General features: G+C 68.7%; 14 protein-coding genes and 1 pseudogene. 6 read left to right on the top strand and 9 right to left on the bottom strand.

What is annotated here, in order from left to right:
• Together D106_RS14990 and D106_RS0113930 are read right to left on the bottom strand one after the other, a co-directional pair.
• Nucleotides 1–155: transposase (locus D106_RS14990; RefSeq protein ID WP_018880407.1), on the bottom strand; the 155-nt coding region annotated here is incomplete at its 3' end.
• A 376-nt stretch (nt 156–531) separates the two neighbouring features.
• Nucleotides 532–1,854: a DEAD/DEAH box helicase gene (locus D106_RS0113930; protein ID WP_018880406.1), complete on the bottom strand. Its 1,323-nt coding sequence runs from the start codon at nt 1,852–1,854 to the stop codon at nt 532–534.
• Between the two features lie 335 nt (nt 1,855–2,189).
• On the opposite strand from D106_RS0113930, the gene D106_RS0113925 reads away from it, so the two are divergent.
• Complete coding sequence (locus D106_RS0113925; RefSeq protein ID WP_026280691.1) at nt 2,190–4,715, top strand: EAL domain-containing protein; 2,526 nt, start codon at nt 2,190–2,192, stop codon at nt 4,713–4,715.
• A 274-nt stretch (nt 4,716–4,989) separates the two neighbouring features.
• On the opposite strand, the gene D106_RS0113920 is transcribed toward D106_RS0113925, so the two are convergent.
• Nucleotides 4,990–5,361 carry a hypothetical protein gene (locus D106_RS0113920; protein ID WP_018880404.1) on the bottom strand — a complete coding sequence of 124 codons (372 nt, stop codon included), beginning with the start codon at nt 5,359–5,361 and terminating at the stop codon, nt 4,990–4,992.
• A 196-nt stretch (nt 5,362–5,557) separates the two neighbouring features.
• On the opposite strand from D106_RS0113920, the gene D106_RS0113915 reads away from it, so the two are divergent.
• A complete protein-coding gene (locus D106_RS0113915) occupies nt 5,558–6,205 on the top strand; it encodes an ERCC4 domain-containing protein (RefSeq protein ID WP_018867096.1) in 648 nt (215 codons plus the stop codon).
• Between the two features lie 327 nt (nt 6,206–6,532).
• Here the strand turns inward: D106_RS0113915 and recD are convergent, their stop codons facing one another.
• The 5 genes from recD to D106_RS0113890 form a co-directional block, all read right to left on the bottom strand.
• On the bottom strand, nt 6,533–8,641 hold the full coding sequence (recD, locus tag D106_RS0113910) for an exodeoxyribonuclease V subunit alpha (RefSeq protein ID WP_018880403.1): 2,109 nt from the start codon (nt 8,639–8,641) through the stop codon (nt 6,533–6,535).
• A complete protein-coding gene (gene recB, locus D106_RS0113905) occupies nt 8,638–12,342 on the bottom strand; it encodes an exodeoxyribonuclease V subunit beta (RefSeq protein ID WP_018880402.1) in 3,705 nt (1,234 codons plus the stop codon). Before recB ends, recD begins: the two co-directional genes overlap by 4 nt.
• Entirely contained in the window at nt 12,339–15,827 is a 3,489-nt protein-coding gene (gene recC / locus D106_RS0113900) for an exodeoxyribonuclease V subunit gamma (RefSeq protein ID WP_018880401.1), read from the bottom strand. Before recC ends, recB begins: the two co-directional genes overlap by 4 nt.
• Before the next feature lie 182 nt (nt 15,828–16,009).
• Nucleotides 16,010–19,351, bottom strand: a complete 3,342-nt coding sequence (locus D106_RS0113895; RefSeq protein WP_018880400.1) for a bifunctional diguanylate cyclase/phosphodiesterase — start codon at nt 19,349–19,351, stop codon at nt 16,010–16,012.
• A 270-nt stretch (nt 19,352–19,621) separates the two neighbouring features.
• Nucleotides 19,622–20,119 carry a DUF302 domain-containing protein gene (locus tag D106_RS0113890; protein ID WP_026280689.1) on the bottom strand — a complete coding sequence of 166 codons (498 nt, stop codon included), beginning with the start codon at nt 20,117–20,119 and terminating at the stop codon, nt 19,622–19,624.
• A gap of 211 nt (nt 20,120–20,330) precedes the next feature.
• Between D106_RS0113890 and D106_RS0113885 the strand changes: the two genes are divergently transcribed.
• Together D106_RS0113885 and D106_RS0113880 are read left to right on the top strand one after the other, a co-directional pair.
• The gene (locus D106_RS0113885) at nt 20,331–20,555 is read left to right on the top strand and encodes a hypothetical protein (protein WP_018867105.1); all 225 of its coding nucleotides are present in this window, start codon (nt 20,331–20,333) and stop codon (nt 20,553–20,555) included.
• Nucleotides 20,556–20,605: 50 nt separating this feature from the next.
• Complete coding sequence (locus D106_RS0113880; RefSeq protein WP_018867106.1) at nt 20,606–20,812, top strand: hypothetical protein; 207 nt, start codon at nt 20,606–20,608, stop codon at nt 20,810–20,812.
• Between the two features lie 843 nt (nt 20,813–21,655).
• Here D106_RS0113880 and D106_RS0113875 read toward each other — a convergent pair.
• The gene (locus D106_RS0113875) at nt 21,656–22,081 is read right to left on the bottom strand and encodes a restriction endonuclease (protein ID WP_026280688.1); all 426 of its coding nucleotides are present in this window, start codon (nt 22,079–22,081) and stop codon (nt 21,656–21,658) included.
• A gap of 233 nt (nt 22,082–22,314) precedes the next feature.
• On the opposite strand from D106_RS0113875, the pseudogene D106_RS15395 reads away from it, so the two are divergent.
• Both D106_RS15395 and D106_RS15320 read left to right on the top strand, forming a co-directional pair.
• Nucleotides 22,315–22,395: pseudogene (locus tag D106_RS15395) on the top strand (hypothetical protein); the annotation flags it as partial.
• 126 nt (nt 22,396–22,521) lie between these two features.
• A partial coding sequence (locus tag D106_RS15320) for a transposase (RefSeq protein WP_018880017.1) occupies nt 22,522–22,725 on the top strand: 204 nt, incomplete at its 3' end.

The following is a 22,725-nucleotide window of genomic DNA, read 5'->3' as shown; positions in this document are numbered from 1 at the left end:
ACGCAGTGGGCTTGGCACCCGCAACGCGGGCAGCGGAAGCCGTCCGGCCATCGGGCCCGCTCCAGCGCCGCCTCGCACTGGGCCTCGGTGCCGTACTGGGCGATGAATGCCGGCAACGACATCCCCGGCTGAAACTGAATCCGATTCTGCGCCATGGTGGCACCCTCCGCTCGCTGTGTAGCCTCAGCGTACGCCCGGGGGTGGCTCACCCTGTGAGCCTGGCTGACTCTCGTCGCTAATCAGGAAAGCATTTCACAGGAAGACGCGAAATTTGGAAGTGTTTATGGGCCCTCGGCAATCACAACACGCTGTGATTAGCCTTGTACTGGGGCCAATCACCTGGCGCACAACACCAGTCCCTTCCTGTCTTCCAGCCTTCCTGTTATCGCTTTTCGCCCTTGACCTGGCCCTTCTTCGTGCCTTCGTGTGCTTCGTGGTGAATAAAGCCCTCCCCGCCAGACCCGGAACGAAAAAACCCGCGGCCCCGGACATCGGGACCGCGGGTTCGCGGTACTGCGCTGGCGCGTCGGACTAGCGGCTGCGCGCCGCCCGGTTGCCGTTGGAGGACGGGCGGCCGTTGCCGCCGCGACCGCCGCCGGGCTTGCCACCGCGGGCGTTGCGCGGGGCGCCATTGCGTGCCCCGCCGCCCGGCTTGCCGCCACGACCGCCGCGGCGGTTATTGCCATTGCCGTCATTGGCAGCCGGCTTCGGCGCGGCAAAGCCTTCGGTCTCGATGCGGTCGATCGGGCGCTGGATCAGGCGCTCAATGCCCTTCAGCAGCTTGATCTCCTCGCCATCCACCAGCGACAGCGCGGCACCGGCGGAGCCGGCACGCCCGGTACGACCGATACGATGCACGTAATCCTCCGGCACGTTCGGCAGCTCGAAGTTGACCACCTGCGGCAGTTGATCGATGTCGAGTCCGCGTGCGGCGATATCGGTCGCCACCAGCACCGGCACCTGGCCGGACTTGAACTGCTTGAGCGCCTTGGTGCGCGCCGCCTGGCTCTTGTTGCCGTGGATCGCCTCCGAGCGCACGCCGTCTTTCGACAGCTTCTCGGCCAGGCGGTTGGCGCCGTGCTTGGTGCGGGTAAACACCAGCACCTGCTCCCAGTTGTTGGTGCGGATCAGGTGGCTCAGCAGTTCGCGCTTCTGGCTGGTCTCGACCAGGTGCACACTCTGCTGCACGCTCTCGGCGGCCGTGTTGCGCGGGGCGATGTCGATCTCCGCCGGGCTGGACAGCAGGCCGTTGGCCAGCTTGCGGATCTCGTCGGAGAAGGTCGCCGAGAACATCAGGTTCTGGCGCTTGCCCGGCATCAGCGCAATCAGCTTCTTGATGTCGCGGATAAAGCCCATGTCCAGCATGCGATCGGCCTCGTCGAGGACCAGGATCTCCACACCGGACAGGTCGATGGTCTTCTGCTTGGCGTGATCCAGCAGACGCCCCGGGGTCGCCACCACGATGTCCATGCGGTCGCGCAGGGCCTTGATCTGCGGGTTCATGTTCACGCCACCGAAGATCGTCATCGAGCGCAGCTTCAGGTTGCGCCCGTAGGTCTTCACGGAATCGTGCACCTGGGCGGCCAGCTCGCGGGTCGGGGTCAGCACCAGGCAGCGCGGACGGCCGTTGCCGGGCTTGGGCGCATCACTGGTGGAAAGGCGCTGCAGGATCGGCAGGGTAAAGCCGGCGGTCTTGCCGGTGCCGGTCTGGGCCGCGGCCAGCAGGTCGCCGCCCTTCAGGACTTCCGGGATGGCCCGCGCCTGGATCGGAGTCGGGTGCTGGTAGCCGGCGGAATCCAGCGCGCGCAAAAGGGTATCGGCCAACCCGAGGTCGGCAAAGGTCGTATCAGTCATGGAATGCTCCAACGCTACCCGCCACTCGTTCAACAAGAGCACCCATCGGGGGAAACGAAATCAGGGGGATCACTGCGAACCGGAATGGCTCTGGATCAGATGAACGGACGCTGACGGGCGGGGCGTTCGATGGACGCACTATACGCCTTTCGTCAATGAAAAGACACTCCACCCATTACCGCCTGGATATATATTTGTTTTGTGAGGGAATATAGGCTAGCTTCCATCCAATCAGAATAAACCGGCGCCCACGCAGCACCGGTCCGGCCGACGCGACCCGCCCACGAGGATGCGTCCAGGGGAGTCTTTACAACCATGTTCGTGCATCGCGTCGCATGAGCTCGCGCTCTGATGACTTTCTGCGTCGACACATCGCGCTCACTGCGAGTGCGTTGCTCGTCTTGTTGTTGGTACCACCCACGATCTGGCTACTCGGGCTAGATCTGCCGCGGGTCCTGCCCCGCGAGCACTTGACGGCCTTCCACACGGGTGTGGAGCTGTTCTCGGTCGTCGTCGCCGTGCTGGTGTTCGCGGTCGGGTATCACGTGATCGACCGGCGGCGGGTGGCGGCCTCCCTGCTGCTCGCCTGTGCCTTCCTGGCTGTCGCGCTCTTCGACTTCCTGCACCTGATGACCTACCCGGCGATGCCGGACTTCATCACCCCCAACTCGACGCAGCAGACGCTGTTCTTCTGGCTCGCCGCGCGGCTGGTCGGGGGCGCGGCCCTGCTGGCCTATGTGGCCTTGCCGATGGTCGCGCGCAGCGATGGCCCGCCGCGCGGGGTCTATCTGGCCGGAAGCCTGCTGCTGGTCGCGGTCCTCGCATGGGTCGGCCTGTGGCATGCCGATATCCTGCCGCCCCTGTTCGACCCGGTCAGCGGCCTCACGCCGTTCAAGCTGGGCCTGGAGGCCATCGTGATCGCCCTGCATCTGGCGACGCTGGCCATCCTGGCCCTGCGCCGCGATCTGCTGCAGCGCCCGGGCATGCCCCTGGTCGCCGCGGCGCTGGTCATCAGCATGGGCAGCGGCATGTTCTTCATGTTCTACGAGGATCTGACCGATACGCCGTTCGTGCTGGGGCATCTGTACAAGCTCGCGGCCTACCTGCTGATCTACCAGGGGCTGTTTCTGGAAAGCGTGCGCTCGCCCCTGGAGCGTCTGCACCAGGCCCACCGCGACATCGAGATGCGCGAGCGGCGCTACCAGCAACTGGTGGAGACGGCCCCCGACGGCGTCCTGGTTACCGATACGGAGGGCCGCATCGTGATGGCCAACCGAAACATCGAGCGCCTGTTCGGCTACCCCCGCCAGCAACTGATCGGCCAGCCGGTGGAGCGCCTGGTCCCCGACCGCCTGCGCGAGCGCCACCGGACCCATCGCCAGACCCAGGCCCGCACCATCAACCGCCGCACCATGGGGCAGGTACCCCATCTGCGCGGCCAGCGTATCGATGGCACCGAGTTCCCGGTGGACATCAGCCTCAACGCCTTCGACGACACCGAAGGCCGGCGGATTACCGTCTTCATCCGCGACATCACCGACCGCCAGCGGCGCGAGGCGCGCATCCAGCATCAGGCCACCCATGACAGTCTGACCGAACTCCCCAACCGCTGGCTGCTGCACGACCGCCTGACGCAGGGCATCGCCCAGGCCGAGCACAACGACCACCCGATCGCGGTGATGCTGCTGGATCTCGACAACTTCAAGATGATCAATGACACCTTCGGCCATGACGAGGGCGACCAGCTGCTGAAGGCCGTGGCCGCCCGACTTAAGGGCGCCCTGGACCAGGAAGCCACCATCGGCCGCTTCGGGGGCGACGAGTTCATGATCCTGCTGACCCACGTGGCGGACGAACAGGCGATCGCCCGGGTCGCCCAGCGCATCCTGGGTATCTTCGACACACCCTTCCAGACCGAACACGCCCGCAACCTCGTCTCCAGCGGCAGCCTCGGGATCGCCATGTTCCCGCGCGACGCCCAGGACGATCGCAGCCTGGTGCGCTATGCCGACATGGCCATGTACGAGGCCAAGCACTCCGGCCGCAACACCTGGGCCTTCTTTTCGCAGCACCTGGATGCCCAGGTGCACGAGGAACAGCGCCTGCAACAGCGCCTGCAACAGGCGCTGGAGAATGCCGACCTCGAGCTGCACTACCAGCCACTGCTGGAGGTCGCGTCGAACCGCGTGATCGGCGTCGAGGCCCTGGCGCGCTGGACCGATGCCGAGCTCGGGCCGGTGGCACCGGCCCGCTTTGTCGCCAGCGCGGAGGCCAACGGCCTGATCCTGCCCCTGGGCGACTGGGTGATCCGCGAGGCCTGTGAACAACTCGCCCAATGGTCACGATCCGGCGTCGGACTCCGCGTCGCGATCAACATCTCCGCGATGCAGTTCCGCCAGCATGACCTGGTGGAACGCCTGCGCGCGGCCCTCGAGACCACCGGCGCCCCGCCCGAGCGACTCGAGATCGAGGTAACCGAGACCGTCGCCATGGCGGATGTGGCCCTGACCCACGATCAGCTCCGCGGCCTGAAGGCCCTGGGCATCCGGGTGGCCCTGGACGACTTCGGCACCGGCTATTCCTCGCTCGCCTACCTGAAGTCCCTGCCCATCGACAAGCTCAAGATCGACCGCTCCTTCATCGCCGACATCGGCGAGGACCCGGAATCGGAGATGATCCTGCGCTCCATCGTGCACCTCGGCCACAGCCTCGGCCTGACGCTCGTCGCCGAAGGCGTGGAAACGGACGCACAACGAACCTTCCTGCGGGAAATCGGCTGTGACCTGTACCAGGGCTGGCTGCATTCCCCCGCCATGGGGGTGGAAGCGCTCAAGGAGTGCCTGCAGCGTGAACCGGTATAAACACCCCGAAATCACAACATTCAGCCAATCGCAGGGGCTGTTCGTACCCAGGGCAGCCGTAATCAATCACCGTCAGGTACGTTTGAGCGCGGCGAAACGCTCCACCTAGCCCCTTTTGTGAACACCGGATGCGTTTCGCTACGCTCAACGGCATCCTGCGATCAGGCAACTGGCTGCACCGCATTGCGAGTGAGTAAACAGAAAGGCCGCCCGAAGGCGGCCTTTGCTGCGGCTGTCACGGGAACGCACCGCCAACCTGGCGGTACGGATCGCATCAGTAGCCGGTGCTGCCGTGTACGTCCGGCGGCGCCTCGCGGGTCAGCATTGCCCAGGTCAGGTGGGCCATCACCTCCGGCGCCACCACCGTATGGCGGTTGCCGGTGTTCTGCATGCCCTCGCGCAGCTCCTGGCGCACCTGCGGCTGGCCGCTCAGGTCGAAGATCACGTCCACCTGATCGCCGCGCGCCACGATATCCGCGACCGACTCCAGCGGGATACCCTTCTCCTCGGCCAGCCGGCGGCCCTCCGTCTCGCCCTTCTCGGAGACCGCACAAAGCGTCATCCCCGGCAGGCCGGACTCGAGCAACATCTCCAGGAAACGGCCGCCCACCCGGCCAAGCCCCACGACTGCAATGTGAATCGACATAAACACTCCATCCTTTTGGTTTTATTGTTGTCTCCATACACGCACCGCAGGCGCCACCCGCGAAACGTGTCCCCTGACTGTAGGCGATCCGCACCGCGCCTGCACGGCATCCCTCGCCCCGCCCCGCATCCGGCCATTTGGCGCGTATGGCCCCACGCCCTACAGTGCCCGCAACCCGTCAACGAATGGAGCCCCCATGGACAACGTGCACCTGCCAATCCGCGTCGACCGCCGCGAACAGGGCAAGATCATTCAGCGCATCGAACGCCTGGAAGGGGTGGAACTGGAATTCACCGACCTCGATGTGGGCGACTACCTGCTGCCCAACGGCGTCGTGGTCGAGCGCAAGTCCGCCACCGACATGGTGCTGAGCGTGGTCGACAAGACCCTGTGGGAAAACGCCGCCAAGCTGAAGGCCAACCACAGCCAGGTGGTCTATATCGTCGAGGGGGACCTGTACGAACCGCGCTTCCACCAGCAGGCGCTGGATATCCACCGTGCCCTCGCGCACCTGACCATCGCCCTCGGCATTAGCGTGCTGCCCAGCCCGGATGCCGACAACAGCGGCATGCTCATCTACCTGCTGGGCCTGAACGCCCAGATGGAGCCGGACCCGGCCGATCGCCCCACCAAGCCGGACACCCGGCGCAAGGCCGCCGAGTTCATCGTCAGCGGCCTGCCCGGCGTCGAGGCCGACACGGCACGCGACCTGCTGCGCGACCTCGGCAGCGTACGCGACATCATCAACGCCGACGCCGCCACCCTCGCCCAGACCGACGGCCTCGACGCCGAACGCGCCGAACGCATCGAATCCGTCGTCACCTACGGCAGCCGCACCACCTGAACGCTCCCAAGCCGCCAACCACACCACCCCCTGTGGGAGCCTGCTTGCAGGCGAAGCCCCTGCCCGCGCTGGAACTTACCTCGGGCAGGAGCTTCGCCGCCAAAGCGGCTTCCACAGGGCCGGCCAATATCCCCGTGGGAGCCTGCTCGCAGGCGAAGCCCCCGCCAAAGCCGGAACACCCCGGCATCGTCACCCCGGCCGCAACGCAGCGAGGATCCGGGATCTCCCCAGTCGGATATACCCCACGCCCTTGGCAAGCCCCAACGCACGAGATCCCGGATAACCGCTACGCGGTTTCCGGGATGACACCACCGCCCCCGCACCTCCCTACAGCGCGTCGTCCAGCCAGCGGCGCAAGCCGCCGCTGCGGCGGATCTGGCGCTGACTGGCCGCGGCCAGGGTGCCGGCGCGTGGCTCCAGCAGGCTGAACCAGCGGCTGGCACGGGTGATCGCGGTGTAGACCAGCTCGCGGGTCAAGATGGGGCTGTCGGCCTCCGGCAGCACCAGCGCGACATGCTCGAACTCCGAGCCCTGCGCCTTATGCACGGTCAGCGCAAAGGCGGTCTCGACGGCCTCCAGCCGGTTGGGCAACACCCAGCGCACGCGATCCCCCGCCGCGAGAAAGGCGACGCGCAACACCGGCGCCGCCGCCTCCGGCCCCCCATGATCCCCGGTCGCCTCGGGCTCGCCCCGCGCCAGCCAGGCCGGAACGGCCAGGGCAATGCCGATATCGCCGTTGATCAGCCCCAGGGCATAGTCGTTGCGGGTCACGATCACCGGTCGCCCCTCGAACCATGGCGCGTGCCCCTCTGACCCGCCGCCACGGCCGGCCTCCATCTCCAGCAACCCGCGCGCCTGCAATGCCCCGGCAATGCGCCGGTTGAGCCTTTCGAGCCCCCACGGCCCGCGCCGCACCGCGCACAACAGCTGAAAGCGCCCGTGGGCCGCCAGCACGTCCCGCGCCCAGTCCTCCCAGGCGGCGCGCGGCGCCCCGGGGGCCGGCCGGGCCACGCGCAGGCCTTCCAGGTAGTCCGCATACCCGACCGCCTCGCCCTCGGGTGTGTCCGCGCGCCCCGCCACTGCCAGATCCACCAGGGCCGCATCCTCGGGGTGGGCGAGCACCCGCTGCCACACAGCATCGTCGCCCTGCGGCGACCCCGTAACCTCGCCCGAGTTCACCCCCGCGGCCAGGCGTCCGATCCCGCTGTCCGCGCCAAAGCGGTGACTCTGGCGCAGCATCACGATGTGCTGGTCCAGGGCCTGCCCGTGCGCATCCTGCATCGCCGCTGGCACGGCCTCGCCGGTCACCGCTTCCAGCCACTGCACGGAGTCCGGCGTGTAGTGCCCACCCCCGGCGCGGTGGCACAGCTCGCCCAGCACCGCGCCGGCCTCCACCGATGCCAACTGGTCGCGATCCCCGAGCAGGATCAGGCGCGCCGTGCGCGGCACCGCCTCGACCAGACTGGCCATCAGTTCCAGGTCGATCATCGACGCCTCGTCCACCACCAGCACATCCACCGCCAGGGGATTGCGCGCACCGTGGCGGAAGTGCCGCGTATCCGGCCGCGCCCCCAGCAGGCGATGCACCGTGACCACCTCGGCCGGCAGGTTTCGCCGCAGCGCATCGCCATCCGGCAGTGTCTCCAGCCCCAGGCGATCCAGCGCCCCGCTGACCGAGGCATTCAGGCGCGCCGCGGCCTTGCCGGTGGGCGCCGCCAGCCGGATACGCAGCGGATCCTCCGGACCCTGCAAGCCCTGCAGCAGAGCGAGCAGCCGCAACACCGTGGTGGTCTTGCCGGTGCCCGGCCCGCCGGTAATCACGCTGAAACCGGACCCGGCCGCCAGGGCACAGGCCAGGCGCTGCCAGTCCGGGGCGGCGCCGTCCGCGGGTGTGCCGAACAGCCAGTTCAGCCACTCGCGCGCCGCGGCCGTATCCAGCGCGCCCTGCCAGGCCGCGCGATCGGCCACCCGCGCACGGATCGCCTGCCCGATACGGCGCTCGGCCTCCCAGTAGCGGCGCAGGTAGACCTGCGCGCCGGTATAGACCAGCGGCGTCGAGCCAACCGCATCCGGTCCGGCCAGTGCCGTCCCGTCCAGGGCTTGCGCGACCGCCGTCGCCGAAACGCCCTGCAGCACGGACGACGGCCGCGGCAGGGCCGGCGCGTTCGGTTCCCCCTCCGGCGGCAGGGCCAGCGTGGTATCCGGTTCCTGCAGCAGGGCGTCCAGCTCCAGGCACACATGGCCGCGCCCAATCTGGTGGCTGGCCAGCGCCGCCAGCAACAGCGCCAGCGGCGGTGCGCCGGGGTCCTGCTCGTGCAGAAAGCGCACCAGGGCCCGGTCCACGCCGCGCAGCCACCCGGCCGCCTCCCACTCGCCCAGCAGCACCATCAGGGTCTGCACGGACCCCAGCGTCCCGCTATGCGACACCGCGCTCATGCCACCCCCTCCCGGTCGGCGCCGTGCGTCATCCAGCGATCCAGCTGCTCGATCAGCGCACGCGGCGGGCAGTGGTGGAACACCCCGTGGCCCGGCGCATCCACGCCGCGCAGGAACAGGTAGACCCCGCCGCCCATGTGCTGGTCAAAGTCGTAGCCCGGCAGGCGAACGCCCAGCTGGCGATGCAGTGCCAGCGTGTAGAGCACCAGCTGCAGGTCGTAGCGATGTTCCAGCACCGCCGCGCGCAGGCGCTCGGCGGTGTAGGCCCGGGCCGAGGGCCCCAGCCAGTTGGACTTGTAGTCCGCCACGTAATAGCGCCCGGCGTGCTCGAACACCAGGTCGACGAAGCCCTTCAGCATCCCGTTCAGCGTCACGTCCCCTACCGGCGGGCGCCCCTCGCCCGGCAGGATCTGCGCCCGCACCGCCTGATCCAGATCTCCGGCCTTGAGGCTTTGCGCCGGGTACAGGAACTCCAGCTCCGGCTGATACGTGGCCAAGCCCCCCAGCGAGAACGTCCAGCCCTCCTCCAGCGGGAAGCCGGCCGTCAGCAACTGCTGCATCCAGTCCGTGACCACCGTGGACCACTCGCCCCATCCCCGGCGCTCGCAGCGCGTTTCGATCTCCCGCGCCAGGCGTGCGGGCTGCGCCACCTGCGCGGCGAGGCCCTGCTCCGCCGCCCACTCCAGCAGCCCGTGCAGGAAGGTGCCCGGTCCCGGCCCGCGCGGGAAGGCGTGCAGCCCGCTGGCCGCGCGTGGCCCGGCCTCGGGCTCGAGTTCGGGGAACTCCACGGCCTCGCGACCCGCATCCGCGACGCCCTCGCGCAGCACATCCTCGCGCGCCGAGTCGGGCGCGACCGGTGCCACACCGTCGTCGTGCGCCGCAATCGCGCTGTAGCTGGCCACCCACCAGCGCTCGAAGCGCCGCGCCGGCGCTTGCCGGGCCGGCCCGGTGGTCGGGGCATTGGCGCCGGTCTGCACCGCAGCGTCGCGCACTTCCGGCAGCGGGCCCACCCGGATCGCCGGCTCGTCGCCCGCAGCGGTACGCAGTGCCGCCTCCAGCCCCCCGTCCGCCACGCCCTCGGGGCCGGCCAGCAGATACCCGGCTGCGGTCTGGTCGAAATGGTTGGTCTTGCTCCTTCCCGAGACAATCGGAGCAATCCCCAGCCAGCAGGCATGGCGCGCCCGGGTCATGCCCACGTACAACAGGCGCAGGTCCTCGGCCAGGCGTTCGCGCTCGGCCCGCCGGTACACCGCGTCATCCATGTGGAACACCCAGTGCGCCCCGCCCTGCGGCGGATGGTCGCGCCAGGGCACGTCCTTCTTCGCGTCCGTGGGCCGGAAATTGCAGGCGAACGGCAGGAACACCAGCGGATACTCCAGCCCCTTGGACTTGTGCAGCGTCACCACCTTGACCAGGTCCTCGTCACTCTCCAGGCGCAGGATCTGCTCCTCGCCGGTCTCGCCGTCGCCGTTCCGGTGCTCCATCAGGTGCCGGATCAGGGCCTGCTCGCCATCCAGCTCCGCGGCCGCCTGCTGCAGCAGCTCGCTCAGATGCAGCAGGTTGGTCAGCGCGCGCTCGCCCTCCGCCGTGGCGCGCAACCGCCGGGGGACCTCGAAGTCGTGCAGCAGCCGGCGCAGCATCGGCAACACCCCGCGCGTCTGCCACAGGCGCCGGTAGTCGCGGAACTGCTCGACCCGCGCCTCCCAGGCCAGCTCGTCCACCGTCAGCCGGTGCAGCTCGGCCAGCGACTGCCCCAGCGTCGCAGTGGCCAGCGCCGCGCGCAGCAACCGCTCGCTGGTGGGTTCGGCACAGGCGCGCAGCCAGCGCAGCAGGTCCCCCGCCTCGTCGCTGGCATACACCGACTCGCGATCCGACAGGTATACGCTGCGCACGCCGCGTCGACGCAGCTCGGCGCGGATCGCGTCGGCCTCCGCGCGTCCGCGCACCAGCACCGCCATGTCGCGCGGCCGCACCCCGGTCAGGTCCGCGCCCTTGAGAAAACCGCAGGTCCCGGCGACACCCCCGTTGAGCAGCTCCACCATATGGCTGGCGCAGGCCTGCGCCATACGCTCGCGGTAGGCGCCCTTGGGCACCGGCTCGCCGGGGTCATGGCACCACAGCGTGACCGCCGGGGCCGCCTCCCCGTGCTGCTCGAAGACCTCCGCACGGCCATTGGCCGTAACCGGCACGAACGGCAGCGGGTTCTCCGCGCCGGTACGGAACAGAAACGCCCCGTCCGCCCAGCCCTCGGCATGCCCGAACAACCGGTTCACGCCATCCACCAGGGCCTCGGTGGAGCGGAAGTTGCGCTCCAGGGTGTAGTGACGACCGGCGGTGGCCGTACGCGCCGCCAGGTAGGTATGGATATCCGCCCCGCGAAAGCCGTAGATCGACTGCTTGGGATCGCCGATCAGCAGCACGCCGAGGTCGCGCGGGTTCTCGTCGATGCGATAGACGCGCTGGAAGATCCGGTACTGCACCGGATCGGTGTCCTGGAACTCGTCGACCAGTGCCACCGGGAACTGCGTACGCAGGGTCGCGGCCAGGTGCTCGCCCCCCGGGCCGTCCAGGGCATCGCGCAGCCGGGTCAGCAAGTCGTGGAAGCCCATCTGCGCGCGCTGGCGCTGAACCTGACGAAAGCGCGCATCCACCTGGCGCGCCGCCGCCTGCAAAAGGCGCTCGCGGTCATCCACGCAGACTTCGGCGTGATCGTCCAGCCCCGCAAAGGCCGGGTGCAGATCCTCCGGCAGCGTCTGACCGCCTTTCAGCCGGTCCTGCATGCCGGCCGCACTGAAACGCAGCAGCGGGGAGTCGCCGGAGACGCCACCGGGCCGCAGCGCGCCCGGATCCTCGGCCCATTCGCGCATCGCACCCAGCAGCTTGTCCGGGTTGCTGTACTTGCCCGGCTGCAGAACCGGGCCGCGCAGCGCGTCAAACTGCTCCTTGATCGCCTCGAAGTCCTCGCGCCAGGGCCGCTTCATCGCCTCCAGCCGCGCCAGCTTGCGTCTCAGCGCGGCCTCCAGACCCTCCGGGGTCTCCAGCTCCGCGTCCGCCGCATCCGCGGGCAGATGTCCGACCAGCGGCCGGATCTTCTGCAACAGGGTCTCGGGATCGGGCCCGAAGGCATTGCGCAGCAGGGCCAGCGGCGCCGGCGGCTGCGGATAGACGAAGCGGCGCCAGTAATCACGCGCCGCCTCGGCCAGCAGCTCCTGCTGGTCACTCGCCAGGTCCTGGGTGAACAGGCTCCCGCTGTCGAAGGCGTGCTCGCGCAGCATGCGGTAGCACCAGCCGTGGATGGTCGACACCGCGGCCTCGTCCATCCACTCCGCCGCCAGTTCCAGCCGGCGTGCCGCGCCCGGCCGCTCCGCCTCGCTGTATTCGCCGCGCAGCTCCCTGTGGATGTCCTGCACGCCCGGCACCGCATCCGGATCCTCCGCGCGGAACACCCGCGCCGCGATTGCCAGGGTGTCGCGGATGCGGCTGCGCAGTTCCTGGGTCGCGGCATCGGTAAAGGTCATCACCAGGATCTGCGGCGGCGTCAGGGCGCTGGTGCCCTCGGGCAGCTCGCCGTGGCCCAGCACCAGGCGCAGATACAGCGCGGCGATGGTGTAGGTCTTGCCGGTGCCGGCGCTGGCCTCGATCAGGCGGCTGCCGTGCAGCGGCAACGTCAGCAGGTCCAGCTTGTGCGCGGTGGCCGTCATTCCGCGACCTCCGACTGGTTCACGACCACAAACACCGGTCGGTACACGCGGTCCCGCCAGAAGCCGAAATCGGGATCGGCCAGCAGGGTCTCGGGATCCGGCCAGGCCCGTGCCAGCGCGGGACTGCGCGACCACTCGCCAGGGCTGTAGTCGTTCCCGCGCAAGGTCTTCAGCGCCTCGTCATACGGGGCCTTTGGCCCGTCCTCCGCCTCCAGCCAGGCAAAGGCTGTAGCGCAGGCCAGCGGCAGCGGGCGCTCCTGTCCGGCCGCCCAGGCCTCCAGCAGCGTGCCCAGCAGTTCCTCCGCCAGACCCGACTCCAGCCCAGGGAGGGTCAGGCGTGTGTCCAGCGCGACCAGTTCGGAACCCACATCCCCCGCGCCGGCGTTGGCGAGCAGATGCATCACCCACGGCGCCATCAGCTTGTCGTAGCGCCACTTCTTGCCGTTGGCAATACGGCTCGCCGTGTAGTCCAGGCAGACCCGAACCCGACCCTCGCCATCGCCGCGTAGCGCGGGCGGCACCGCCTCCAGGCCCCAGTGCGCGTGTTCCAGGCGCAGCGGACGCCCCGCCTCCAGCCGTTCGGGATACAGCGCAAGGCGCTCGCCGATCCGCTCCAGCAGCCGCGCGGCCTCGTCCACCATCGCACCACGTTCCAGCTCGCCGGCCGCCCCCAGCGGCAGCCAGCCGGCGCGCTGCAGGCGTGCGGATTCGACCTGCAGGATCTCCGGCCAGGCGGCCGCATCAGCGGCGGATTCAAGCGCGGTCGCAACCAGATTCTGGCGCACCTGCCACTGCTCCAGCCCGCCCAGCCCGAACGGCTCCAGGTCGTCACCGGGGGCCTCTTCTTCGTCGAAGAACACCCCCAGGCGATAACGAAAGAACGCCTCCACGGGGAAGCGCAGAAAGCGCGCAAGGGCCTCCGGCGCCACCGCGCGCGGCTCGCGCTCGGCCTCCAGCAGCGGGATCGGCTCGCAGGCGCCCTCGGCCGGGACCACATCCGCGGCGTGCACGGCCTCCCATTCCCGGGCATAGGTAAAGTGCCGCTCGTCGTCGCCCGCCGGGAAGTTCACCGGCGAGAAGGGCTGGAGTGGGTGCCAGGTGGTCAGGTATTCCACCAGGGCCGGGCCGGCCTCGGGCCCGTCGACCCCGGCCAGTCCCCAGCCGGCGGCCAGGTGATCGCGCAACTGCCCGACCAGCACCGAGGGCGGGCGCGGCTCGTTGTCGCGCACATGCCGCCCCACCCAGCTCACATGCAACTGGCGCCGCGCGGAGAGCAGCGCCTCCAGGAACAGATAGCGGTCGTCCTCGCGCCGCGAGCGATCGCCCGGGCGGTAGTCCTGTGCCATCAGATCGAAGTCCATCGGGGTCGGGCTGCGCGGGTAGTCGCCGTCATTCATGCCCAGCAGGCAGACCACCTGGAACGGGATCGCCCGCATCGGCATCAGGGTGCAGAAGTTCACCGAACCCGCCAGAAAGCGCTGCCCCACGCCGGAATCGTCCTGACTGGCCAGCCACTGCTCGCGCACCACGGCCAGCGGCAGCGCCTCCTCCAGACCAGCGGCCGCACAGTCCTCGCGCCACTGCTCCAGGGCCTCGCCCAGACGCTCCAGAGTGAACAGTTCGGCGTCCGTCTCCGGTGCGAAGAACTGTTCCAGCAAGGCGGCAAGCCGCGCCGACCAGCCCCCCGGGGCATGCGCCCGGCGCAGCCAGCCCCAGGCGTCTTCCAGCGCGGAGATCAGGGCCTCCAGCGGGCCCAGCAAGGCGGCGCTCAGCCCACCGATCTCGTCGTAGGGTTCCACCCCCTGCCACGGTCCCTGGTTGCCCAGGGCGTAGCCCAGCAGCATCCGCCGCAGGCCAAAGCGCCAGGTGTTCTGCTCCAGTCCCTCGGGCAGGCCCAGACCGGCGCGCTGCGCGGCATCCAGGCCCCAGCGCACCCCCGCGCCCGCGGCCCAGGCATGCAGCTGCGCCAGGTCCTCCTCGGCAATGCCGAAGCGCCGCCGGACCGCCGACACATCCAGCAGGTCCAGCAGTTCGCTGACGCCCATCCGGCTCTCCGGCAGGGACAACAACTGCTCCAGCGCGATGAGCACCGGGTCGCGCCCGCGCGGCCCCTGATCCGACAGCGTGTACGGGATGAAACGCGGGTCGTCGGTCTCCGGCTGGCCAAACACCGCCTCGATGTGGGGGGCGTACTGGTCGATATCCGGCACCATCACGATCACGTCGCGCGGGCGCAGCGCGGGATCGTGCGCGAAGTGGTCCAGCAGCCGGTCGTGCAGCAGCTCGACCTCGCGCAGCGGGCTGTGTGCCACATGGAACTGGATGGAGCGGTCCGCCACCGCAATCGCGGGCCAGGTCTCCCGCGTCTCGGCCAGCGGCCGCAGCGCGCGGATGTCCTCCTGCAACTGGTGCAGCAGGCAGTCCTCCGGCCCGCGCGTGCCGTGCGGCTCGAAGACATCCACGCGCTCCCAGTCCAGTGTGCGCAGCACCCGGCCGTAGTGTTCGGGGTCATCGTGCTCGTCCAGCAGCCCGATGTAGTCGCGTCCCTGCTTGCCCCAGGCCGCCAGCAGCGGATGCGCGTGGTTGTGCAACTGGGCCTCGTCCAGGGCCTCCGGCATCCCGGCCTTGCGCGCCTGGCGCCGCCGGGTGGCGCGCAGCAGGTCCTTGTCGGCCACGATGTCGGCCCAGTAGTACTCGCAGGGGTTGTGCACGCAGACCAGCACCTGGCAAAAGCGCGCCAGCCCCTCCAGCGCCTCCAGGATCTGCCCGGGCAGCGAGGAAATCCCGAATACAATGACCCGCCGGGGCAGACTCTCGGGGCGGCGCTCCAGCGTACGCACCGTATCCAGGTAGCGCGCGTGCACCGCGGAGCGGCTCACACCCTCCTGCGCGACGCCGATATCCGCCTGCAGCAGCCGCCACAGCTCCGCCTGCCAGCGCTGCCCCGGCGCCAGGTCGCGCGCCTGCCCGCGGGCGTCGCGCAGCACGTCGCGCCCGGCCGCCCAGTCGGTCAGCCAGTCCGCGCGATACACCTGGTACTGATCGAACAGGTCCGCCAGGCGCTCGGCGAGCTGGAAGCGCTTGCGCAGGTCCCCGCCCTGCCCCGGGTCGTCGTCCTGCAGGAACTGTCCGAGCGGGGCGAAGGCCTCCTGTCCCAGGCACGCCGGCAGCAGGCGCATCAGACGCCAGGTCAGCGGGCGCTTGGCATAGGGGGACTCCAGCGGAACGGCATCAGCCCCGAGCACCGCACGGTAGGCCGACCACACGAAGCGCGACGGCAGCTGCATGTCCAGCGCGGCCGCGATCCCGCAGCCCGGCGGATCCGCATCCGGCGGCGCCGCCAGGGCGTGCCGCAGCCACTGCGCCATGCCATTGCTCTGCACCAGAATGGTCTCGTTCTCCAGCGGCGTCAGCGGCGCCCGCCGCATCCACTCCACCGCCAGCGTACGCAGCGACTCCAGGTGGTTGCCGTGCAGTACCACCATCCCTGGCTGTAACTCGCGCGACTCCCCCAACAGCGGCTCCTTGATCGGTTCCCGAACTCCCCGCGAGGCCTGTTAGCCGGGGGACAATCCAGATGCGCCTACCCTACCACTCCCGGGCGACCCTCTCCGTCGCGCCAATCACCCCAATGTGCATCAACGGAGGCCGGGCGGTTGGGCCCGCTTTACGCGCGCGGCGCCGCCAGCAAGCTCTCGAACTCGGCCGCCGGCGCGGGGCGGCTGGCGTAGTAGCCCTGGTAGTGGTCGCAGCCCAGTTCGCGCAGAACGGCCAGTTGCTCGGCGGTCTCCACGCCCTCCGCAAGCACGCTCAGTCCAAGGCCATGCCCCAGCCCGACGATGGACCGGGCGATCGAGCGGTCGTCGGCATTGCCCGCGCCCTCTTCTTCGGCCAGGCCATCGACGAAGCTCTTGTCGATCTTCAGCGTATCCACCGGGAAGCGCTTGAGCTGCGCCATGGAGGAATAGCCGGTGCCGAAGTCGTCGATCGCGAAGTGGACCCCCCGCTCGCGCAGGCGCTGCAGGATGCGGCGGGCACGGCTCGGATCCGCCATCAGCGCCGACTCGGTAATTTCCAGCTCCAGCTGATCCGCCGGAAAGTCGAAGTCCTCCAGCAACTGCCCCACCTGCTGGTCGATGGGCACGCGCTGGAACTGCAGCGCCGAGACATTCACCGCCAGCCGCAGAGGCGGGTGCCCGGCGGCGCGCCACTGGTGTCCCTGCTCGATCACCCGGCGCAGTACCCAGCCGCCCAGTTCGACGATCAGCCCGGTCTGCTCCGCCAGCGGGATGAAGCGCCCCGGCGAGATCGGGCCCAGCTCGGGGTCGGTCCAGCGCAGCAGCGCCTCCGCCCCCAGCAGGCGGCCATCCGCGACGTGGTACTGCGGCTGGTAGTGCACCTCCAGCGCATCCTGCTCGATCGCCCGGCGCAGCCGCGCGGACAGGTCGATGCGCTCGCGCGCCGCGCGGGTGAACTCGTCCGAGTAGTAGCGATAGCTGCCGCGCCCGTCCATCTTGGCCTGCGACAGCGCGGTACTGGCCTGCTGCAGGAGGGTATCGGCATCCGCCGCATGCTCCGGGAACACCGCGATGCCCACCGTGGCGGTGACCTCCATCTCCATCCCGTTCCCGAGATCACAGGGGTAGCTCACCTCGCGGATGATGTTCTCCGCGACCAGCGCAGCGTCATCCACGTGGCCCAGGTTCTCCACCAGCACCGCGAACTCGTCGCTGGCCAGGCGCGCCACGGTGTCGGTCCCGCGGCGCCCCACCTGCAGCCGCTCGGCCACCAGGCGCAGCAGGCGATCCCCGGCCGCATGGCCCTGACTGTCGTTGATGTCCTTGAAGCGGTCGATGTCCACGAACAACAGCGCCAGGTGCCCCTGACGCCGCCGCATCAGCGAGATGCCGTGCGTCAGGCGGGCGCGCAGCAGGCGGCGGTTGGGGAGCTCGGTCAGTGGGTCATGGTGGGCGAGGAAGTCGAGCTCCGCCTCGGAGGCCTTGATCCGCGAGATATCCGCGAACACCGACACGTAGTGCGTCAGCCGACCCTGGCTGTCATGCACCGCGGTGATGCTCTGCAGTTCGGGGAAGATCTCGCCGTTCTTGCGCCGGTTCCAGATCTCCCCCTGCCAGTGGCCGTTCACCTGCAGCTCGCGGAACAGGTTCGCGTAGAACGCCTGATCGTGGCGGCCGGACTGGAACATCTTCGGCGTGCGGCCGACCACTTCGTCCTGGGTATATCCCATCAACTGCGTGAAGGCGCGGTTCACCGACAGGATGTGCGCGGTGGCATCGGTGATCACCACCCCCTCGCGGGTGTTTTCGAACACCACCGACGCCAGGCGCTGACGCTCCTCCTGTTCGCGCCGTTCGGTGATGTCCTCGACCGTCGCGACGACGCGGTCCAGCGCACCCTCGGGCGTGCGGCTGCACTTGACGTCGATATCCGCGACCATCACCCGGCCATCGCGCCGCAGCAGGCGTTTCACGACACTGTAGCCGCTGCGTTCGCCGCGCCGCATCTCGGCGTCCAGTTCCGCCTCGCAGCCTCGATCCTCGGGGGTCGCCAGCCGGTTCCAGTCCATCGCCGTCAGTTCGTCCGGGGCATAGCCCAGCATGTCCGCCAGACAGGCGTTCACGCGCTCCCAGCCCTCGCCACCCGGACCCGAGATCGCCATACCAACGAACGGCATGTCGAAGAAGATCCCCAGCATCCGGTCCTGGTCGGCATGCGCCCGCACCAGCGCCAGGTTGCGCCGCAGCCATTGCTGGCGCCACAGCAGCCCCCCGGCCGCCAGCACGACCAGCCAGACCAGGAGCGTGGCCCCGGCCGCCCAGACCGCCTGCTGGCGGGGGGCCACCTGCACGCCATCGAGATCCCGCTTCAGCACCAGGTCCCAGCCGGCCGGCGCCAGGCCCTGCACACCCGCGAAGAAGCGGCTGTCCGCGTTGTCGAAACGCTCGATCACCACCGCGTCGCGCGGATGGTCCAGGATCCGCTCGCGCAGCCGCGGGAACGCCGCCGGAGCCGGGATGATCACCCCGCCGGCTGCGCTGATTCGGGCAATCGTGGCCCGCTGGTCGCCGCCCCGCACCACGATATGCGCCTGCGCATCCAGCCCGTTGCGGCTCTCCGTCAGCGTCAACAGCGGATGCAGGCTCTCGACCGTGGACGACAGCAGCACCAGCCCCACCACCGGATCATGCGGCCGCGCGCGATCCCGCACCGGCACCGCCCAGCTGATCCGCGGGCGTCCGTCCGGGTCGGCATGCAGGATGGGTTCGCTCGTCTCCGCGCTGCGCCGCACTTCGCGCAGTACGGCATCCATCTGCGATTCATCCAGCGCGCTGCGCCCCAGTTCGATCACCGGCTGGCGATTAGCATCCAGCAGGGCGACGCCATCGTAGTCATAGGCCCGGCGCATCAGCTCCAGGCGATCGCGCACCTGCTCCAGGGCCAGCACCGAGCGCCGTTCCAGCGCCGTCACCGCGAACAGATTGAATCCGCGCGCCTCGGCCAGCACCACGGCGTCCCCGGTACGCTCCGCCAGCCAGCGATCAATCACGCCCCCCTTCAGGAACGCGGCGCGTTGCAGGTCCTCGCGGGCCTGCGTCTCGGCGGCCGCCACCTGCCACTGCCAGGCGCCCAGCCCCACCGCCGCGGTCGACCCGATCACCGCGGCCGCCAGGGCCAACCAGGGCCAGTAGCCGAAGCGCCCGAGTGCCTGACGGGACCCCGCCACCGGTGCCTCCGGGTTCGAGGCCGGCAGCCAGCGCATCGCCGCGTACAGCAATACGCCAGAGACCAGCACAAACCCGATGCCCTTGCCCAGGTTCGCGCGGGTCAATGCGTCGGGCACGTCCGCGCCGGCCCACCACGCCAGCGCCACATCGGACAGGGCAATCCACAACACCCCCACCACGACATAGCCCCCGGCGATCCAGCCGGCGGCGAAACGACGGGTCCTGCGGCGCGCGTCCGTCATCGAGCGCCCCCGCACGCCCATACGGCAAACGCAAAAAGGCGCCGTACCCCGTTTCCGGTCCGCACGGCGCCCCAAAGGCCTGGTTCAATGGTTGTCACGTCGTCAGTCGACACTGCCAAAGGCATTCGCACCCGCAAAGAGGTCTCCGTCCAAATCCGTTGTCACCGGCATACCGATGTACTGCCCGGCCCGAACAGCATGGGACCCGCCGAAGCGGGCCCCGCTGCATCCGTCGTCCGATCCTCACCGGCCTTTCTACCGGGGTTCAATACCGGACTGTACCGGATTACATTACTCGGCGACGGTCCGCTCGATGATCACCTCGATCTCTTCGGAGGACTTCTCCATCACCTCGGCCACACCTTCCGGCATCATCGGCAGAAAGCCCGGCACGTTCATCCGCGAGATGAACACATCGCCCTGGCTGTCCTGATAGATACTCACGCGGCAGGGCATGAACGCGGACACCGGACGGAAGGCATCCTCCTCCAGGATCTGCGCGCTGTAGCGCCCGCTGCACACATCCAGGATCACCACCGGATCAATCGTGAAACCGCGCTCCGACAGCGTACCGGCCATGTTGTTGCGGCCCAGGATGCTCCACCCCGCCTCGGACGCCTCCTGTTCAAACGCGGCAAGCGTGGCCGGGAAGGAATGCGGGCTCGGCGTCACCTTCACCATGTCCGGCTGCTCGCCCCCATGACTGCCGGCCTGCACCGCACCGGCAAAGGCCAGCGCAACCAGCATCGCCAGAAGCGCGAGGAACCGCGCACCATGGCGGGTGGTCATCATAGTAGATTGCATCTTGATTTCTCCTTTCCCTACAAGCGGGAATCGTCGTGATGGTCCGCCTCTTCGTTACGTTGGAGACGTCACCTGCACAAACAGACTAGCGACAACGGCCTGCACCCGTATTGATGCAGGTCAACCAGACACGAATCAGACCCGTTCCAGACGGGTCCCACCGGCGCAGCGTCGCCGCAAACGCAAGGAGATCGACATGGAAGCCACACTGAAAAACGGAACGGTCACCCTGAAGATCGACAAGAAGGCCGCCAAGGACATCGCCGAGAACATCACCGAACTCGACGGCGAGATCAGCAACGGCGCGCGGGCCCTCGGCTCCGTACTGCAGGAAGGCGTCTACGAACTGGAAAACGAATTCCGCCAGCCCCCGCACGCCTTCGACGAGCACGCCCCCAAGCAGCCCTCCATCGAGGACTGACGCGCCCGCCGCGGCCGCAACAAGCCAAACAAGAATACAAGGAGCACGACATGCACCTGGAAAAAGCCGAGAACGGCGAACTCGTCATCACCATGCCCGAGGCCGAAGCCGCCGACGCCCTGGCCACGCTGAAGAAGCGCGCCGACGAACTCGACGAATGCGAGGACCTCACCGAGGCCCTGGAAAACGCCGGCGTCCAGCTCCCCGAACAACCCGACCACATCCGCCACGAATACATGCCCCCGGCGGACCACTAACCCCGCCCCACACTCCTGGGGCGGGCACGCCGTCACACCCCGGGGCGATGATTCGGGCCTATCCAGCACCCCATCGCCGAGAGGCTCGGCCCCTGCAGGCCCGAAAGCCCCGGACAGCGTAGGAGCCCAGCCCCCTGGGCGATCCGACCTGTCCAACACCCCGATCGCCGAGAGGCTCGGCTCCTACGCATCCCGAAACCACGGCCCCCGTAGGAGCGTGCTTGCACGCGAAGCCCCCGCCAAAGCCAGTCACGGAACACCCTTCCGCAGCCCCCCACCGGCTCACAAGCAAGAAGCCCAAATAACCCCATGCCCCAAAAAGAGAAAGAGCCACCCCAGCATCCGTGCCCGGGCGGCTCTTTCAGGGGCATCCCTGTCCCCGCGACAAAAACTAGCACACAAAGTAGAGGATTCCAGCCCATCCACGAAAAAAACGCCCAACGGTCGCTTTCGCCCCCTCAGCGGTAGCCCCACTCCCCACCACCGGACAAATTCGAGCATTACCCGACACCGTCGCATATCCAGCATCCCGGCACCATGCTACAGCCCGCTACTCCCGGCACCCCCAGATACCGAATAACCGCAACGCCGTTTCCGCGACAACGCCCCCAACAAGCGCCCTGTAGGAGCGGCCTCGGCCGCAAAGCCCCCGCCAAAGCCCGAAAACCACCCGGTCAGGGCAAACACCAAACCACAACCCTTGCGCCTCTCCAGCCCGGCCCAGCGAAGATGCCGTAAGAACCCAGATCTCTCACGCCGGACCGCACCCGACGCCGGAGCCATTCCGGCGAAACCCCGGATAACCACAACGCGGTTCCCGAGATAACCATCGATGCACACAAATCAGCCCAGCAATGCCTGTGGCTCCGCGTCCAGCGCACTCCAGTGCTGGCGCAACCGCTCGGCCAGGTCCTCCGCCTCCAGCAGCATCACCGGCATCGGCAAGTCCGCTGCACGCTCCCGCGCCGCGGCCGAGAACCCGCCCAGGTTCACGTACATTCCCCGGTCACCGGCGCCGCGTCCGGTGGCAAAGCGCTCCAGCTCGACCAGCCCCGTCTCCACCGTCGAATCGTTCGCCACACCCACCACCAACCGCGGCACATCGTCACCCCCGCCACCGGCCGGAACCGTCACCCGCTCCAGCCACGGCCGGTTTTCATCCTCCGACGCCTCGACCACCACATACCCCATTCCGCGCAACAGCCCCTGCACCACCCGCATCCGCTCCGATGCCGCCAGTTGCTCCATCCGCTCAGCCCAGTCATCCATCACCATCTCCCGCATCCACCCCTCGACGCTAAGGGAAAAGCCGCACAGAAACCAGAACCCGCCGCATCACGCGCCAAACACTGAACCATTCCCCTGTAGGAGCGGCCTCGGCCGCGAAGCACTAGGTGTGATCTCTCAACAGGTTGTCCACGGGGCGACTCCGAAGGATGCTGAGTTTGCCGACTTAGCGATTCCAAGGAGGACGCCCCGTAAACCTTCATCAAAATGCCTTAATGGGACCCCGTGGTCGAGAGCGGATGGTCCGTCTGGTGGTCGACAATGGCCAGACTCTTCGGGCCACGGCGCGGGGTTGTGGCGTGGAGCCAAAGACCGTCCGCCGCTGGGTCCAGCGGTTCCTAGATGTGGAGTCTCTGAGCTGGTCTAATTTCCGTGGACACCTCGTTAGGTGGGACGATACCCCCTGGACGAGGAGAACAACCATGGCACGCAAGCGCCGAAGTTTTTCAAGCGAATACAAGGAGCGCGTGGCCCGGATGGTGGTCGATGACGGTCTGGAGGTCTCGGTCGTATGCCGGGATCAGGATCTAGGCGAGACGGCCGTTCGCCGCTGGGTCGATCAACTCAAGGCGGAGCGCACGGGGCAACCGGGCGAGGGTCGGCCGCTGACGGCGGAACAGCAACGG

Origin of the sequence: Thioalkalivibrio sp. ALE9, assembly GCF_000377445.1 — a bacterium.
Classification (GTDB): Bacteria; Pseudomonadota; Gammaproteobacteria; order Ectothiorhodospirales; family Ectothiorhodospiraceae; genus Thioalkalivibrio.
Note: the sequence above shows the minus strand (reverse complement) of the source record. Positions and strands in the feature narration are given on the sequence as shown.